Annotated in this window: 14 protein-coding genes; 13 read left to right on the top strand and 1 reads right to left on the bottom strand. The window is 36.3% G+C overall.

The window, feature by feature from the left end; all coding sequences use genetic code 11:
* Positions 1-102: 102 nt before the first annotated feature.
* The 11 genes from nirB (at position 103) to HMPREF3267_RS10280 (ending at position 14,168) form a co-directional block, all read left to right on the top strand.
* Positions 103-2,508, top strand: coding sequence for a nitrite reductase large subunit NirB (gene nirB / locus HMPREF3267_RS10330; protein WP_062078039.1), 2,406 nt, complete (start codon positions 103-105; stop codon positions 2,506-2,508).
* Between the two features lie 3 nt (positions 2,509-2,511).
* Complete coding sequence (gene nirD / locus HMPREF3267_RS10325; RefSeq protein WP_002460283.1) at positions 2,512-2,826, top strand: nitrite reductase small subunit NirD; 315 nt, start codon at positions 2,512-2,514, stop codon at positions 2,824-2,826.
* Positions 2,817-3,749 carry a uroporphyrinogen-III C-methyltransferase gene (gene cobA / locus HMPREF3267_RS10320; RefSeq protein ID WP_002478707.1) on the top strand — a complete coding sequence of 311 codons (933 nt, stop codon included), beginning with the start codon at positions 2,817-2,819 and terminating at the stop codon, positions 3,747-3,749. Before nirD ends, cobA begins: the two co-directional genes overlap by 10 nt.
* Positions 3,750-4,003: 254 nt before the next feature.
* The gene (locus HMPREF3267_RS10315; RefSeq protein WP_002460281.1) at positions 4,004-7,687 is read left to right on the top strand and encodes a nitrate reductase subunit alpha; all 3,684 of its coding nucleotides are present in this window, start codon (positions 4,004-4,006) and stop codon (positions 7,685-7,687) included.
* On the top strand, positions 7,677-9,230 hold the full coding sequence (gene narH, locus HMPREF3267_RS10310; RefSeq protein ID WP_062078037.1) for a nitrate reductase subunit beta: 1,554 nt from the start codon (positions 7,677-7,679) through the stop codon (positions 9,228-9,230). The genes HMPREF3267_RS10315 and narH overlap by 11 nt, the downstream gene beginning before the upstream one ends.
* Positions 9,223-9,798 carry a nitrate reductase molybdenum cofactor assembly chaperone gene (gene narJ / locus HMPREF3267_RS10305; protein WP_002478708.1) on the top strand — a complete coding sequence of 192 codons (576 nt, stop codon included), beginning with the start codon at positions 9,223-9,225 and terminating at the stop codon, positions 9,796-9,798. Before narH ends, narJ begins: the two co-directional genes overlap by 8 nt.
* Positions 9,791-10,465 (top strand): respiratory nitrate reductase subunit gamma, encoded by a 675-nt coding sequence (narI, locus tag HMPREF3267_RS10300; protein ID WP_002478709.1) that lies wholly within the window; start codon positions 9,791-9,793, stop codon positions 10,463-10,465. The genes narJ and narI overlap by 8 nt, the downstream gene beginning before the upstream one ends.
* 22 nt (positions 10,466-10,487) lie before the next feature.
* On the top strand, positions 10,488-10,937 hold the full coding sequence (nreA, locus tag HMPREF3267_RS10295; protein WP_002478710.1) for a nitrate respiration regulation accessory nitrate sensor NreA: 450 nt from the start codon (positions 10,488-10,490) through the stop codon (positions 10,935-10,937).
* A gap of 12 nt (positions 10,938-10,949) precedes the next feature.
* Complete coding sequence (nreB, locus tag HMPREF3267_RS10290; protein WP_037553719.1) at positions 10,950-11,984, top strand: nitrate respiration regulation sensor histidine kinase NreB; 1,035 nt, start codon at positions 10,950-10,952, stop codon at positions 11,982-11,984.
* Positions 11,985-12,004: 20 nt separating this feature from the next.
* On the top strand, positions 12,005-12,658 hold the full coding sequence (gene nreC, locus HMPREF3267_RS10285; protein ID WP_002460273.1) for a nitrate respiration regulation response regulator NreC: 654 nt from the start codon (positions 12,005-12,007) through the stop codon (positions 12,656-12,658).
* Between the two features lie 355 nt (positions 12,659-13,013).
* Complete coding sequence (locus HMPREF3267_RS10280; protein ID WP_002460271.1) at positions 13,014-14,168, top strand: nitrate/nitrite transporter; 1,155 nt, start codon at positions 13,014-13,016, stop codon at positions 14,166-14,168.
* 223 nt (positions 14,169-14,391) lie between these two features.
* Here the strand turns inward: HMPREF3267_RS10280 and HMPREF3267_RS10275 are convergent, their stop codons facing one another.
* A complete protein-coding gene (locus tag HMPREF3267_RS10275) occupies positions 14,392-14,820 on the bottom strand; it encodes a MarR family winged helix-turn-helix transcriptional regulator (RefSeq protein ID WP_037540505.1) in 429 nt (142 codons plus the stop codon).
* A gap of 249 nt (positions 14,821-15,069) precedes the next feature.
* Here HMPREF3267_RS10275 and HMPREF3267_RS10270 point away from each other — a divergent pair, with 249 nt between their 5' ends.
* Both HMPREF3267_RS10270 and HMPREF3267_RS10265 read left to right on the top strand, forming a co-directional pair.
* The gene (locus tag HMPREF3267_RS10270; RefSeq protein WP_002460268.1) at positions 15,070-15,429 is read left to right on the top strand and encodes a DUF3139 domain-containing protein; all 360 of its coding nucleotides are present in this window, start codon (positions 15,070-15,072) and stop codon (positions 15,427-15,429) included.
* A gap of 165 nt (positions 15,430-15,594) precedes the next feature.
* Positions 15,595-16,872: a cation:dicarboxylate symporter family transporter gene (locus HMPREF3267_RS10265; RefSeq protein ID WP_002460267.1), complete on the top strand. Its 1,278-nt coding sequence runs from the start codon at positions 15,595-15,597 to the stop codon at positions 16,870-16,872.
* Positions 16,873-17,065: the final 193 nt, after the last annotated feature.

Raw genomic sequence — 17,065 nt, 5'->3', positions numbered from 1 at the left:
AAAATTGAAAAGTGATAGCTGGAATATTATTAATCAAGTTAATGAACCTTTAAGGGCATAGGTATTTCCAGCAATCTTTAAAAGATTAAAAGGGGCGACATTATGGCTAAGCAAAAATTAGTGTTGATAGGTAATGGTATGGCAGGTATACGCACGATAGAAGAAATACTAGAGCGTTCCGATTCAACCTTTGACATTACAGTGATTGGTAAAGAACCTTATCCTAACTATAATCGCATCATGCTATCCAATATTTTACAAAATAAAATGACGATTGACGACACAATTATGAATCCATTTGATTGGTACAAAGCGCATGATATTAACTTAATTATCGATGACCCAGTTGAGCACGTTAATCGCGAAGGACAATATGTTGTAACATCAAAAGGGCTAACGGTTTCTTATGATATTTGTATCTTTGCCACAGGCTCATCAGCTTTTGTATTACCTATTCCAGGGGCTGATTTGCCAAGTGTAATCGGTTGGAGAACAATTAAAGATACTGAACAAATGATGACAATTGCACAAACGAAAAAACGTGCCGTCGTTATTGGAGGCGGTCTTCTTGGATTAGAATGTGCGCGTGGATTATTAGATCAAGGCATGGAAGTTACTGTCTTACATCTAGCAGATTGGTTGATGGAAATGCAATTAGATGCAAAGGCGGGCGCATTACTCAAAGCGGATTTGGAACAACAAGGTATGAAGATTGAGTTACAAGCGAACTCACAAGAAATTATTGGTCAAGATGATGTTGAAGCTATTAAATTAGCAGATGGTCGTGTGATAGAAACAGACCTTATTGTGATGGCAGTGGGTATCAGACCTTATGTGCAAGTTGCCCGTGATGCTGGACTAGAGGTCAACAGAGGTATTGTCGTTAATGATTATTTACAAACGAGTGATGCACATATTTATGCTGTTGGAGAGTGTGCTGAGCATCAAGGACACGTATATGGACTTGTTGCTCCTTTATATGAACAAGGCAAAGTGTTAGCCGATTATTTAACTGGTAGAAAAACAGAGGGCTATCATGGCTCAACAACATTCACATCCTTAAAAGTATCTGGGTGCGATTTATACAGTGCTGGACAAATTGTTGAAGATGAAGACGTACACGGTATAGAAGCATTTAATAGCGTAGATAACGTTTATAAAAAAGTGTTTTTAAAAGATCAAGCGGTTGTGGGAGCTGTACTATACGGTGATACGGACGATGGCTCTAGGTTTTATAGCATGATGAAAAAGCATGAATCACTTGAAGATTATACGTTAATGGCACTATTACAGAAAAAAGGTGCCGATGCTGGTTTATCAATTGCTGATATGAGCGATGACGAAACGATATGTGGTTGTAATGGTGTAGATAAAGGCACCATTGTAAATGCAATTAAATCTAAAGGTTTAACGTCTGTGGCAGAAGTGACTAAAATGACTAAAGCGGGTAATTCATGCGGAAAATGCAAAGGGCAAATCAGCCAAATTCTAGAGTATACGCTTGGTGATGGCTTTTACGCTGCTAAGCCAACAGGAATCTGTGCCTGTACAGAACTGACTAGAGATCAAATCGTCACACAAATTAGAGCTAAAGGCTTAAAGACATCTAAAGAAGTGAGACATGTCTTGAACTTTAAAGATAAAAATGGTTGTCCTAAATGTCGACCAGCTATTAATTATTATTTAAATATGGTCTATCCTCATGAACATGCAGATGAACGTGAGTCACGTTTTGCTAATGAACGCTATCATGCCAATATTCAAAATGATGGTACGTTTTCAGTCATACCTCAAATGCGTGGAGGCGTCACAGATGCAGATCAATTGATACGTCTTGGACAAGTAGCCAAAAAATATGATGTACCGCTAGTTAAAGTTACTGGTTCACAACGTATCGGATTATATGGATTGAAAAAAGAACAATTACCACAAGTATGGCAAGATTTAGGCATGCGTTCTGCATCTGCCTATGGAAAGAAAACTCGTTCTGTTAAAAGCTGTGTTGGTAAAGAGTTTTGTCGATTTGGGACGCAATATACGACGCGCTTAGGAATTCGTTTAGAAAAAACATTTGAATATGTCGACACACCACATAAATTTAAAATGGGTGTGTCAGGTTGTCCAAGAAGTTGTGTAGAATCAGGGGTTAAAGACTTTGGTGTTATTTCTGTTGAAAATGGCTTCCAGATTTATATTGGTGGTAACGGTGGTACAGAAGTAACCAAAGGTCAATTCTTAACGACTGTAGCTACAGAAGATGAAGTGATTAAACTTTGCGGTGCATTGATGCAATATTACCGTGAAACAGGTGTGTATGCAGAGCGTACAGCTCCTTGGTTAGAGCGTTTAGGTTTCGATAATGTTAAAGCAGTATTGTTGGATCCTGAAAGACAAGATGCATTATATACACGTATCATGGATGCGAAACAAGCAGTTTCAGAAGAACCTTGGCAAGCAATTGTTCACAATAAACATGCACAAAAAATCTTTGAAGTTGAGAAGGTGTAAACGATGAGAACAGGAGAAAAAGTAAAAGTATTAACAATCGATGATTTAACACCTTTAATAGGGAAAAAGGTCATTGTTGATGGTAATGAAATAGGTATATTTCTAACTGAAAGTGGTCATATTCATGCTATTCATAATGTTTGTCCGCACAAACAAGGTCCTTTGTCAGAAGGAACGGTCAGTGGTGAATATGTATACTGTCCCCTGCATGATCAAAAAATTGATTTAGCATCTGGTGAAGTTCAAGAACCTGATGAAGGTTGTGTAACCGTATATCCAGTAGAAGTCATTGACGGAGATGTCTACGTATGTCTATAGCCAATGGTGGCAAGGTATATCTTGTAGGCGCTGGTCCAGGAAATCCTAATTTATTAACGAAACAAGCCGAACGTTTAATTAGAGAAGCGGATATTATATTGTATGACCGTTTAGTCAATCCACTTATTTTACAGTATGCGTCAGAGAAAGCAGTCTTCGTTAATGTCGGTAAAAAGCCATACCATAAACACATTCAACAAGTACAGATTAATCATAAAATGATTGCTGCGGCACATCAATATAAACATGTTGTTAGATTAAAAGGTGGTGATCCTGCGATATTTGGTCGTGTTTATGAAGAGCTTGAGGCATTAAAACAACAAGCGATAGAAGTAGAAATTGTCCCAGGCATTACGTCTGCGAGTGCTGCAGCAGCAACTATGAATGTCGGACTAACGATGCGTCAAGTTGCACCAAGTGTCACTTTTTCAACAGGGCATTTCAAAGATGATGTCAGCAATGAAACAGATATTAGAAATTTACACAATGGTGGTACACTTGCCATTTATATGGGAGTTAAGCGTTTAGGGCATATTATTCAACAAATTACTGCGGTATCAACTGAAGATTATCCAATTGCAGTGATTTTTAATGCTTCTTGGTATAACGAAACAACCGTAATAGGGCGTTTATCAACCATCGAAGCGCAATTAACTAAGATAAATTTAGAAGGACAACCTGGCATTTGTTTGGTTGGTCCTATCGTAGAACATATGTCACAAATACCTAAGGCTAACAGCAGAGATAGCATATTAAAGATACTCGTAGGTGAAAAAGAACAGGCGCTAATACAAGCTGAACATTTAGCAGATATAGGAACACCATGTCTGATACAACCAAGTAAGACAGCACATCAAAGTCAGCACGATTTATTTCAACATATCATCGCACAACATCAGTGTGATTATATCTATATGGAGTAAGTGTGAGTCTGGGACATCACTATGTTTTAGGCTATAAACTATATATTGGCAGTTAACCTCGCCGGGGCGGGACAGAAGTCATTATGAATTCTGTCTCGCTTCTTTTTATTTTTGAAAATTTAGGGTTTCAACTAAGGCAATTAGGCAATTCCCTAATATTAGAACTTTGTGAAAAAATATACAATGTAACTAAGACAATGATATGAATGTTGAATGTAGCACTCGTGTTAAACCTTTTACGGGAGGACATATAGATGGGGAAATTTGGATTGAACTTTTTTAAGCCAACTGAAAAATTTAACGGTAATTGGTCCATTTTAGAAAGTAAAAGCAGAGAATGGGAGAAAATGTATCGTGAACGTTGGAGCCATGACAAAGTCGTTCGTACTACGCATGGGGTCAATTGTACAGGATCATGTTCCTGGAAAGTTTTTGTGAAGAATGGCGTGATTACTTGGGAAAATCAACAAACTGACTATCCAAGTTGTGGTCCGGATATGCCTGAATTTGAACCAAGAGGTTGTCCTCGTGGTGCATCATTTTCTTGGTATGAGTATAGTCCGTTGCGTGTTAAATATCCTTATATTAGAGGTAAACTATTGGATTTATGGACTACAGCACTTGAAGAAAACAACGGTAATCGCATTGCAGCATGGGCCTCAATAGTTGAAGATGAAGAAAAAGCTAAGCAATATAAATCAGCAAGAGGTATGGGTGGACACGTCAGAGCTAGTTGGAAAGATGTCACAGATATCATTGCGGCGCAGCTTTTATATACGATAAAAAAAGACGGACCAGACCGAATTGCTGGATTTACACCTATTCCAGCTATGTCGATGATTAGTTATGCTGCTGGAGCTAGATTTATTAGTTTATTAGGTGGAGAAATGTTGAGTTTTTATGATTGGTATGCTGACCTACCACCTGCATCACCACAAATATGGGGTGAACAAACAGATGTACCAGAATCAAGTGATTGGTTCAATGCAGCTTACATTATTATGTGGGGATCAAACGTACCTCTTACACGTACACCGGACGCGCATTTTATGACCGAAGTACGTTATAAAGGAACTAAAGTTATTTCGGTCGCTCCGGATTATGCTGAAAACGTAAAGTTTGCCGACAACTGGCTGGCACCGCATCCAGGTACTGATGCTGCAATTGCTCAGGCGATGACACACGTGATTTTACAAGAATTTTACCAAAATGAGCCGAATGAAATGTTTATTAATTATGCCAAACAGTATACGGATATGCCGTTTGTTATTATGTTAGACCAAGATAAGCAAGGCTATAAAGCAGGGCGATTTTTACGTGCAAGTGACTTAGGTATTGACAGTGACAATAATGAATGGAAGCCAATGATTTATGATCTAGAGAGCCAACAGTTTGTGGTACCTAATGGCACGATGGGACAACGTTGGGAAGAAGGTAAACAATGGAATCTTAAATTGGAAACTGATGATGGTCAAACAATCAATCCAACACTGACGATGGCGAATACTGAATATGACATCAAAACCATTCAATTTCCATATTTTGATAGCGATGGTGATGGAATCTTTAAGCGACCAATTCCAACATACACGTTACAGTTAGCCAATGGTCAAAACGTTCAAGTGACGACAGTTTATGATTTGATGGCCAGTCAGTATGGTATACAGCGTTTCAATCATGCCATGGAGGCAACATCCTATGATGACCAGCAATCCAAGTATACACCAGCTTGGCAGGAATCAATTACTGGTGTTAAAGCATCGACTGTGACTCAAATTGCACGAGAGTTTGCGCAAAATGCGATAGAAACTGGTGGTCGCTCGATGATTATTATGGGTGCAGGTATTAATCATTGGTTTAATTCTGACACCATTTATCGCTCAATTCTAAATTTGGTCATGTTATGTGGCTGTCAAGGTGTAAATGGTGGAGGCTGGGCACATTATGTTGGACAAGAAAAATGTCGTCCTATTGAAGGATGGAATACGGTTGCCTTTGCCAAAGATTGGCAAGCACCACCACGCTTACAAAATGGTACAAGTTGGTTTTATTTTGCGACTGATCAATGGAAATATGAAGAATCCAATGTAGCTAGTTTAACTTCACCTCTTGCACAACATGTTAAGCACCAGCATCCTGCTGATTACAATGTGACTGCTGCTCGCTTAGGCTGGTTACCATCTTATCCACAGTTTAATAAAAACAGCTTACTCTTTGGAGAAGAGGCGAAAGAAGCTGGCGATGCGTCAAACGAAGCAATTATTAAACGTGCAGTTGATGCCGTGAAAAATAAAGAAACACAGTTTGCAATTGAAGATCCTGATTTGAAGAAGAATCATCCTAAAACATTATTTGTTTGGCGTTCAAATTTAATTTCAAGCTCTGCAAAAGGGCAAGAATATTTTATGAAGCATTTATTAGGTACTAAATCTGGCTTGATGGCTGAACCTAATGAGCATGATAAGCCTGAAGAAATTACTTGGCGAGACGATACAATAGGCAAACTTGATTTATTAGTATCATTAGATTTTAGAATGACAGCTACACCACTCTATTCAGATATTGTGTTGCCAGCTGCAACTTGGTATGAAAAGCATGATATCTCATCAACGGATATGCATCCTTTCGTACATCCATTCAATCCAGCAATAGATCCACTATGGGAATCGCGCTCAGATTGGGATATCTATAAGACATTAAGTAAAGCAGTTTCAGAAATGGCAAAAGATTATTTGCCAGGTACTTATAAGGATGTTGTGACTACACCATTAGGTCATGATTCTAAGCAAGAGATTTCAACACCATTCGGTCAAGTCAAAGATTGGTCTAAAGGAGAAATAGAAGCAGTTCCCGGACGCACAATGCCTAATTTTACTGTAGTTGAACGGGATTACACTCAAATATATAACAAATTTGTTACGTTAGGACCTTTGTTGGAAAACGGGAAAATAGGTGCGCATGGTGTGAGTTATCATGCGGGTGAACAATATGAGGAACTAAAAAGTATGATAGGAACATGGAATGATGACGACATAACATCAATCAGAAATCAACGTCCACGTATCGATACAGCAAGGAAAGTGGCTGATGCGATTTTAAATGTTTCATCTGCGACGAATGGTAAGTTATCTCAAAAATCATATACCGATTTAGAACAACAAACCGGTATGCCATTGAAAGATATTTCTAGCGCACGTGAAGCCGAAAAGCTATCATTTTTAAATATTACTGCACAACCTAGAGAAGTGATTCCAACTGCCGTTTTTCCTGGATCAAATAAAAATGGCCGTCGCTATTCACCGTTTACAACAAATATCGAACGACTTGTTCCTTTCAGAACATTAACAGGAAGACAAAGCTACTATATTGATCATGAAATATTTCAGCAATTTGGTGAAAGTTTACCAGTATACAAACCGACATTACCGCCGATGGTCTTTGGCACACGAGATAAACAGGTGAAAGGCGGACAAGATGCCCTAGTATTACGATACTTAACACCACATGGTAAATGGAATATCCACTCGACTTATCAAGACAATCAGCACATGCTGACATTATTTAGAGGTGGACCTGTTGTTTGGTTATCAAATGAAGATGCCGAGGCGCATGGCATTAGTGATAATGATTGGCTCGAAGTATATAACAGAAACGGTGTTGTGACTGCGCGTGCCGTCACATCTCATCGAATGCCTAGAGGAACAATGTTTATGTATCACGCACAGGATAAGCATATTGAAACACCTGGCTCAGAAATCACAGATACGCGAGGAGGTTCTCATAATGCACCAACTCGTATTCATTTAAAACCGACACAGCTGGTTGGTGGATATGCACAAATAAGCTATCACTTTAACTACTATGGACCGATTGGCAATCAAAGAGATATCTATGTGGCCGTGAGAAAAATGAAGGAGGTCAATTGGCTTGAAGATTAAAGCACAAATTGCAATGGTATTGAACTTAGACAAATGTATTGGTTGTCATACGTGTAGTGTGACATGTAAAAATACATGGACGAATAGACCGGGTGCGGAGTATGTGTGGTTTAATAATGTAGAAACAAAGCCAGGTGTTGGATATCCAAAACGTTGGGAAGACCAAGAGCAATATAAAGGCGGTTGGGTGCGCAACAATAAAGGCAAACTTCAACTTAAATCAGGGAGTCGCTGGTCAAAAATTGCTTTAGGAAAAATCTTCTATAATCCTGATATGCCAGTAATTAAAGATTACTATGAACCATGGTTTTACAATTATGAACATTTGACAACAGCTAAACAAGGGCAACATTCTCCTGTAGCAAAAGCACATTCAGTTATTTCAGGTGATAAGTTGGATTTACAATGGGGTCCTAACTGGGAAGATGATCTTGCAGGTGCACATGTTACTGGACCAGAAGATCCTAATATTCAACGAATTGAAGAAGATATCAAGTTTCAATTTGATGAAACATTTATGATGTATTTGCCACGTTTGTGTGAACATTGTTTAAATCCAAGTTGTGTGGCATCATGCCCATCTGGTGCAATGTACAAACGGGATGAAGATGGTATTGTACTTGTTGACCAAGAAGCCTGCCGTGGTTGGCGTTATTGCATGACTGGCTGTCCGTATAAAAAAGTTTATTTTAACTGGAAGACAAATAAAGCAGAAAAATGTACATTCTGCTTTCCAAGAATTGAAGCCGGGCTTCCTACAGTTTGTTCTGAAACATGTACGGGTCGTATGCGTTATTTAGGTGTGCTTTTATATGATGCAGATCGTGTGCATGAAGCGGCATCTGCTGAAAATGAACAAGCGTTGTACGAAAAGCAACTTGATATTTTTCTAAATCCATTTGATGAAGATGTGATTGCACAGGCTGAAAAGGACGGCATTAACCATGAGTGGATCGAAGCAGCTCAACATTCTCCGATATATAAGTTGGCTATAGAGTATAAGTTGGCCTTTCCGCTACATCCCGAATATAGAACGATGCCTATGGTATGGTATTGTCCGCCGCTTAGTCCAATCATGAGTTATTTTGAAGGTAAAGGTGCTAAGCAAGATCCAGATATGATCTTCCCAGCAATTGATGAAATGCGTTTACCTGTTGAGTATTTAGCAAGCTTGTTTACAGCTGGAGATACGAAACCAGTGAAAGAAGCTTTGCAACGCATGGCAATGATGCGAAGTTATATGCGTGCTCAAGTAACGAATCAACCATTTGCGATGCATAAATTAGAAAGATTAGGCTTATCTGAGCAGCAGTTAAAAGATATGTATCGCTTGTTAGGTATAGCTAAATATGAAGAGCGATTTGTAGTGCCTACATCACACAAAGAAACTTACTTAGATACGTATCGTGCACAAGGTAGCCAAGGGTATGGTGGAGAATATTTTGGAGAAAATTGTGAAGGTTGTGGCGTAGCAGTAGGTTCTGGAAAGACAGGACAAGAAGTTTATAATGATCATTTCTATGGAGGTATTTTCCGTGATTAATCTTGCAAATTTTAGACAATATCAAGATAGTTTTGGCTATATTGCACAGCAACTGAATTTTCCAGAAAAAATCACTTTCAATCAAAATATCTTTCAAGAGACCATAGCGCCTTCACATCCTGCATATGCCGACCTTGTTGCTTATCGCACAATGATGGAACAGTACACTTTATCAGAAATTAAGGCAATATACACGGATACCTTTGATTTTAGTAAGAAGGCACCATTATATATGACATATAATAAATTTGATACACAAAAAGAACGCGGGCAGATGTTGGCTAAATTAAAGGTCTTATATGAGATGTTTGGCTTGAAAATGGTTGATAATGAACTGTCTGATTATTTACCGCTAATGTTGCAGTTTTTACATGTGGCACAATGGCATGATGATCCACGTGCGGAAGATAATATTCAGTTAGTCATTATGATTATTGAAGATGGCACGTATACGATGGCAAACTTGTTGGCTGAGGATCACAATCCGTATGCCTATGTGGTCCGTGCTTTGCGTCAGACATTAAAAGAATGTCTTGAAGCACCAAAAGGGGTGACAACACATGCTTAATCAATTTTTATGGGTGATTTATCCCTATCTTTGTGTTGCTATTTTTGTAATTGGTCATATCGCGCGGTATAAATATGATCAATTTTCATGGACAGCTAAATCAAGCGAATTAATTGAGAAGAAACAATTGAAATGGGGAAGTTTATTATTTCATTTAGGTATCATTCCTGTGTTTTTGGGGCATGTTGTTGGTTTAGCCATTCCAGCACACTGGATAGAGTTTTTAGGTGTTAGCAATCATTTGTATCACTTTGGCGCTGTGTATATTGGTAGTATCTTTGGTATAATGACGTTGATTGGCATGTTGTTGTTAACAAGTAGACGCTTAACACTTAAGAATGTTAGACGCTTAAGTTCAGCATCAGATATATTTGTTAATCTCTTATTACTCATTATTATCTTTATGGGATGTTATTCGACGTTAGTTACAAATGCGGTTACGCCAGATTTTGATTATCGCCAAACGATATCAATTTGGTTTAGACATCTATTTACATTCTCACCGGATGCCATGTTGATGAATCATGTCCCACTATCATTTAAGTGTCATATCTTATTAGGATTTACAATTCTGGCATGTTGGCCATTTACAAGGTTAGTCCATGTATGGAGCGTACCATTATCATATGTGAATCGTCGGTATATCATTTATCGTAAACATAAATAACATTAAAGAAAGGGTTAATATATTGTCTCCTCGATCTTATATTGAAACGAACAGTTTGCAAGCAGATTTAGAAACTTTAAGACAATGTGAAGGCTATGATTTTGCTGCGATAGCGACACCAGAACGCTTTCGCTCAGGCGCACCAATTAAATGGCAATTTGTTTCTGGCAATACCAACGATAGATATAAGCTAATTGTTTTAAAAAAAGGGCGTGGCCTCGCTGGTATGGTAATGAAAACAGGTAAAAGAATGATCATTGAGCAGGTTGATCAAGAGATTGGCTTTGAAGAGCGCTTAAAGTACCCCATTTTACTAAGTGAAAATTTAACGAGTTTGATTGCGATTCCACTATGGTTTGAAAATGAGTTATGGGGCGTATTATTGCTTGGTCAACGTCAAAATAAGCCATTGCCAGACAATTTTGATAAGGTTAATATTCAAGGTAAACTAAGCGTATTTTCAGAAGGATGATAGGTGATAGGAGTGCTCAATATTAATGAAGAACAATTAGAGCAGTTATTACAACAATATTATAAAACAACACAGGAAAAGATTGTCTTTGTAGACAAATACGGTAAAGTTATCGCAATGAATGATGCAGCAAAGGAAATTATTTCTGAAGACAACAATTACAGTACCATGACCAATGCAATTTGTCGTCAGTGTGAGGGCTATTCCAACGAATTTGCATTAAAAAGCTGTATGAATTGTTTTATGGATACGACTCAACCAACAGATGCAAACTTCCAAGTGTTTATGAAAACTGTAGATCAACAGGTACAACCTTTTACTGCGACATATCAATGTATCGATGACGTAAAAGGTATTTATGCGTTTACTTTGCAAAATATCTCTCCACAAATTGAGCGTCAAGAAAAAATGTATCAACGTCAAATGATTCGAAAAGTAATTGCCGCTCAAGAGAACGAACGTAAACGTATTTCTCGAGAATTACATGACAGTGTTGTACAAGAATTATTAAATATTAATATTGAATTGAGATTATTAAAATATCAACAAGATAAAGTATTAATTACCGATAAAGCCCAACAAGTTGAAAGCTTGATGGCCAATTTAATCGACGATATTAGAAATATTTCTGTCGAATTACGGCCATCATCCTTAGATGATTTAGGCTTAGAAGCAGCTTTTAAATCTTATTTTAAACACTTTGAACAAACCTATGGATTAGCCATTAGTTATCAGGCGAATATTCAGGGTAAGCGCTATGATAGCGACATTGAAACCGTTGTGTATCGAGTTGTGCAAGAAAGTATTTTAAATGCCTTGAAATACGCTAGCGTGAATCACATTGATGTGAGTATCCAAGATACAGGTAATCACATCATTGCAGAAGTGATTGATCAAGGTGTGGGTTTTAATCCTCAGTCACAGCCTAAAGGAACAGGTCTAGGTTTATATGGCATGAATGAACGTGCAGAGTTAGTCAATGGTAATGTAAATATTGATACTCAAATTGGCAAAGGAACAATTATTACATTAGAAATACCAATTTAATGTAGGTTAGGGGAATTCAATTGAAAATAGTTATAGCAGACGACCATGCAGTAGTGCGCACAGGGTTTTCAATGATTCTGAATTTTCAAGACGATATGGAAGTTGTAGATACTGCTGCTGATGGCGTAGAGGCATATCAAAAGGTTATGGAGCATAAGCCTGACGTGTTAATTATGGATTTAAGTATGCCTCCTGGCGAATCAGGCTTAATTGCTACAAGTAAAATTGCAGACAGTTTTCCAGAAACAAAAATCTTAATATTAACGATGTATGATGACGAAGAATATTTATTCCATGTTCTAAGAAATGGTGCTAAAGGTTATATACTAAAAAATGCACCAGATGAACAGCTAATCTTAGCAGTAAGGACTGTTTATCAAGGTGAGATGTATGTGGATATGAAGCTGACAACATCTCTCGTTAATGAGTTTGTCAATCAGCCACAATATGATACTGGCACTACAAATGATCCTTTTAAAATATTATCGAAACGAGAATTGGAAATCTTACCATTAATTGCTAAAGGTTATGGCAATAAAGAAATTGCAGAAAAGCTCTTTGTTTCCGTTAAAACGGTAGAAGCACATAAGACGCATATTATGTCAAAATTAGGCTTAAAATCTAAGCCAGAACTTGTAGAATATGCACTCAAGAAAAAGTTATTAGATTTTTGATCTTATTTAAATTGATGGTGTATAACAAGAAAATAAAAAGTGAAATAACATACACAGGTTGGACATCAATCTCAAAATAATAGCACAAAGATGATTTGAAATTAAAAATTGTCTTTGTGCATTTTTTATATCAGAACTAAAATGACATAAATAGCGACCGATAACAAATAGGGAAATTGCCTATAAACATCAGGGATTATCCTTATGTTCAATTTTTCACAAGGATTATAAACTTTAATTATAGTTGGTATGTGTTATAGAAATATGTCTCAAGTAGGGTGTGTGATGTCATATAGTTGATTGCTATCCTCATGCATGTACTAACACTAATTACATAAATAATGAAGGTGAAAAAATGTTTAGGACAAAAGGTGCCTTTCAACTTGGTTTACAAACATTGAGTCTAGTTGTTGGATTTATGGCGTGGAGTATTATATCTCCATTAATGCCATTCATGTCGCAAGATATTAAAGTAAGTGATGTGCAAATATCAATTATTGTAGCAATTCCAGTAATTTTAGGCTCAATATTGCGTGTTCCATTTGGTTATTTAACCAATGTGGTTGGCGCAAAATGGGTGTTTTTCAGTAGTTTTATTGTGCTATTATTTCCAATTTACTTCTTGAGTCTTGCACAAACACCTGGCATGCTTATGACATCTGGTTTCTTTCTAGGTGTTGGTGGTGCCATCTTTTCTGTGGGTGTAACGTCAATACCGAAGTATTTTTCTAAAGATAAAGTTGGTTTAGCAAATGGTATTTATGGTGTAGGTAATATTGGTACAGCAGTATCTTCCTTTTTAGCACCACCTATTGCAGGGATTATTGGCTGGCAAACAACTGTACGCTTTTATCTTATATTTATAGCTGTCTTTGCATTGATTATGTTTTTATGTGGAGATGGAAAAGAGCCGAAGGTTAAAATTCCTTTAATCGCACAAATGAAGGATTTATTTGGTAATTATAGAACATATTATTTAAGTTTATGGTACTTTATCACATTTGGTGCTTTTGTGGCATTTGGTTTGTTTTTACCGAATTATTTAGTGCATCATTTCACTATAGATAAAGTAGATGCGGGTATTCGGTCGGGTGTATTTATTGCTTTAGCTACATTTTTACGTCCAATTGGAGGTATGATAGGTGATAAATTTAATGCCGTAAAAGGATTAATGATGGACTTTATATTTTTAATTATTGGTGCAATTATTTTGGGGGTATCAGATCATATCGCACTCTTTACCATTGGTTGTTTAATGATAAGTGTTTGTGCAGGAATTGGAAATGGTCTTGTATTCAAACTTGTACCATCATACTTTTCTAAAGAATCAGGTACTGCGAATGGCATCGTTTCTATGATGGGAGGCCTCGGGGGCTTTTTCCCACCTTTGATTATTTCGTTGGCAAAGTCTCTAACTGGCACAAGTCATTTAGCATTTATTTTACTTGCATTATTTGGGGTCGTGGCTTTTGCTACAATGTTTCACTTATATAAAAAGGAATATGTATAAAATCAAGTTAGTATAAGCCTATGACTAGTTGCTTGCTCAACGTTTTAGAAGCCCTTATTCTTTGCGATGTTAAACGTGCGCAATGAACAAGGGCTTTTTATAATTATAATCATTAGTATATAACAATAAAATGTTGCATCAAGTGATTGAAATGAGCAGCCAAGAAGTATCATCTAATAATGAGTTAATGAATAGTCACTTTAATCGCTTGTAATCATCATTGTTAAAAATTATCGACAACAAATTGATGCATAATTTTGATGAGCTTTTGTGCTTCCTCTTTGCTAACGCCTGCATCACAAAATACATTTTTTGAAATAGAAGCTAATTCAGGTTTTAATGCTACACCTTGCTCAGTTAGTGAAATTTGCAAGTTGCGTTCATCATTTGTTTCACGTATGCGTGTGACAATACCTTTTTTTTCGAGTTTTTTTAATAAAGGCGTAAGTGTACCTGAATCAAGATAAACTCGATTACCTAATGTCTTAATATTCAGTTTTTCTTTGTCTTCTATAGCCATGATAACGATGTAAGCTGTATAAGTAAGGTCATGTTCTTTTAAATACGTGGTGTATTTTTTGATGATTTCCTTTGATGATACATATAGTAAAAAGCATAGCTGATTGTCTAAATAGCTTTCTTTATGCTGCATTTAATCACTCCTTATCCCATAACAATAGTAGGAATAGTTAGGGATGTCAAGGTTTTATGCAATTAGTTTATAATTATAAAATCTATAGTTGATATACAATATATTCGTAAACAATTTCACATATTTTAAGAAAAATTTGTTACAAGTGAAGTGATATACTTTAAAAATCGTGCTGTTTCATTCATAATAGTTTGAATAGTACCTTAATTTAACGGACATGTTAAAGATTTTAGTAAAGGGAGATTTACAATGACCAAAAAGCAGGTTATCACCAGAATTATCATCATATTAGTGATTTCTTTAGTAGTCGCAATTGCTTTCTTTTTTGGAATGAAAATGTATCAAAGTCATAAAAATATTCAGCTTGTGGATAGTTACATAGAAGATAAGCATCTTAAAGGATTAATTAAAAAAGAGGAAACAAAATATAGTGCCAAAAAAGGTGTATACTATAAAGAAATCGTGTTTAAAGATGAGCCAAAATTAACTTATGTTGTTCAGCCAATTAGCACACGAAAAGGTATTTTCTTAGAAGGTTTCGATACTGAAACAAAGAAAAATATTAAGGGTGCGAAACATAATACATTTGACCAAAACTATAAACCATAAGTTAAAAAACACTATCAGATGCGCTACAATATACGCGTATCTGATATGTTAATACGGTTAAATAACAGAATATTTAAACATTATCGCTGTAATATTTTAAAAATTTATATCCAATTTTATTTATAAATGATATAATGAAGCGATGTCAGATGAGGGGGTTGCAGTATGGCTCTATTCAAGAGAAAAATAAGTTTACCAATGCAAGTATTAATTGCATTAGTATTAGGGGTTATCGTCGGACTTTTACTTTATGGACAAGACCAAGTTGCGAATTACATTAAACCATTTGGAGATGTATTTCTTAATCTCATAAAAATGATTGTAATTCCAGTGGTGTTCTGTTCGCTTGCTTTATCCATTTCTGGTGTAGGTGAGTCTAAAACAGTTGGACGATATGGTTGGAAGACAATTCTTTATTTTGAAATTATAACAACAATCGCAATTGCATTAGGTATTATCCTTGCAAACTTGTTTAAACCAGGTCAAGGATTAGATCGTTCTAAATTACCTTCTGGCGATATCTCAAAATATCAAACAACAGCACAAGCAGCTGAACATTCTACATATGGTAATCATTTCATTGATACAATTGTAAATATTGTACCTACTAACTTTTTCGAAGCTTTAACAAAAGGTGAATTATTACCGATTATCTTCTTTGCTGTATTCTTTGGTTTAGCATTGGCAGCAATCGGAGAAAAGGGTGAACCTGTTAAGGCATTCTTAAGTGGGACACTAGATGCTGTATTCTGGATGATTAATAAAATCTTAAAATTAGCACCATTAGGTGTATTTGCCTTTATTTGTACAACAATTATTACATTTGGTGCATCAGCACTTTTACCTTTATTGAAATTAGTATTATTAGTAGTATTTGCAATGGTATTCTTTATACTTGTTGTTTTAGGTATTGTAGCTAAAATGTGCGGAGTTAGTATTTTATCTATTATTAAAATACTGAAAAGTGAACTTTTATTAGCCTTTTCAACATCTAGTTCTGAGGCAGTATTGCCTAGTATGATGAAGAAAATGGAAGAATTTGGTTCACCAAAAGATATTGTATCTTTTGTTATACCTATTGGATATACCTTTAACTTAGATGGTTCAGCATTGTATCAATCGATTGCCGCATTATTTGTGGCGCAAATGTATGGCCATCATCTTACATTGTCCCAACAAATTATGTTGATGGTGACATTAATGGTAACATCTAAAGGTATGGCGGCTGTTCCTGGTACGTCCATCGTTGTACTATTAACAACGTTAGGTGCGATGAATATACCGGCAGCAGGACTAGCACTAATCATTGGTGTTGACCGTATTCTTGATATGGTACGTACATGTGTCAATGTTTGTGGTAATGCATTATCAACAGTAGTTATTGCAAAATGGGAAAATGTTTACGACAAAGAAAAAGGACAAAAATACTTAGAATCAATTTAAAAAATAAATCTGACATTTTTATACCGAGCCATTGAGCTCGGTTTTTTAATGGTAACAAGTAAAAATAATCAAAATTTAACAAAGGGGTCTGGGATATAAATGTCAGAAAGGGTCTGGGACATAAATCTCAGAAAAATAGCGCTCAGATGAATTGAATTTAACTCATCTGAGCGCTTCTTTTTATTCAATACTT

The organism is Staphylococcus sp. HMSC62D11, from assembly GCF_001839145.1.
Lineage (GTDB): Bacteria > Bacillota > Bacilli > Staphylococcales > Staphylococcaceae > Staphylococcus > Staphylococcus lugdunensis.
This window is presented reverse-complemented; position numbering and strand designations above follow the sequence as displayed.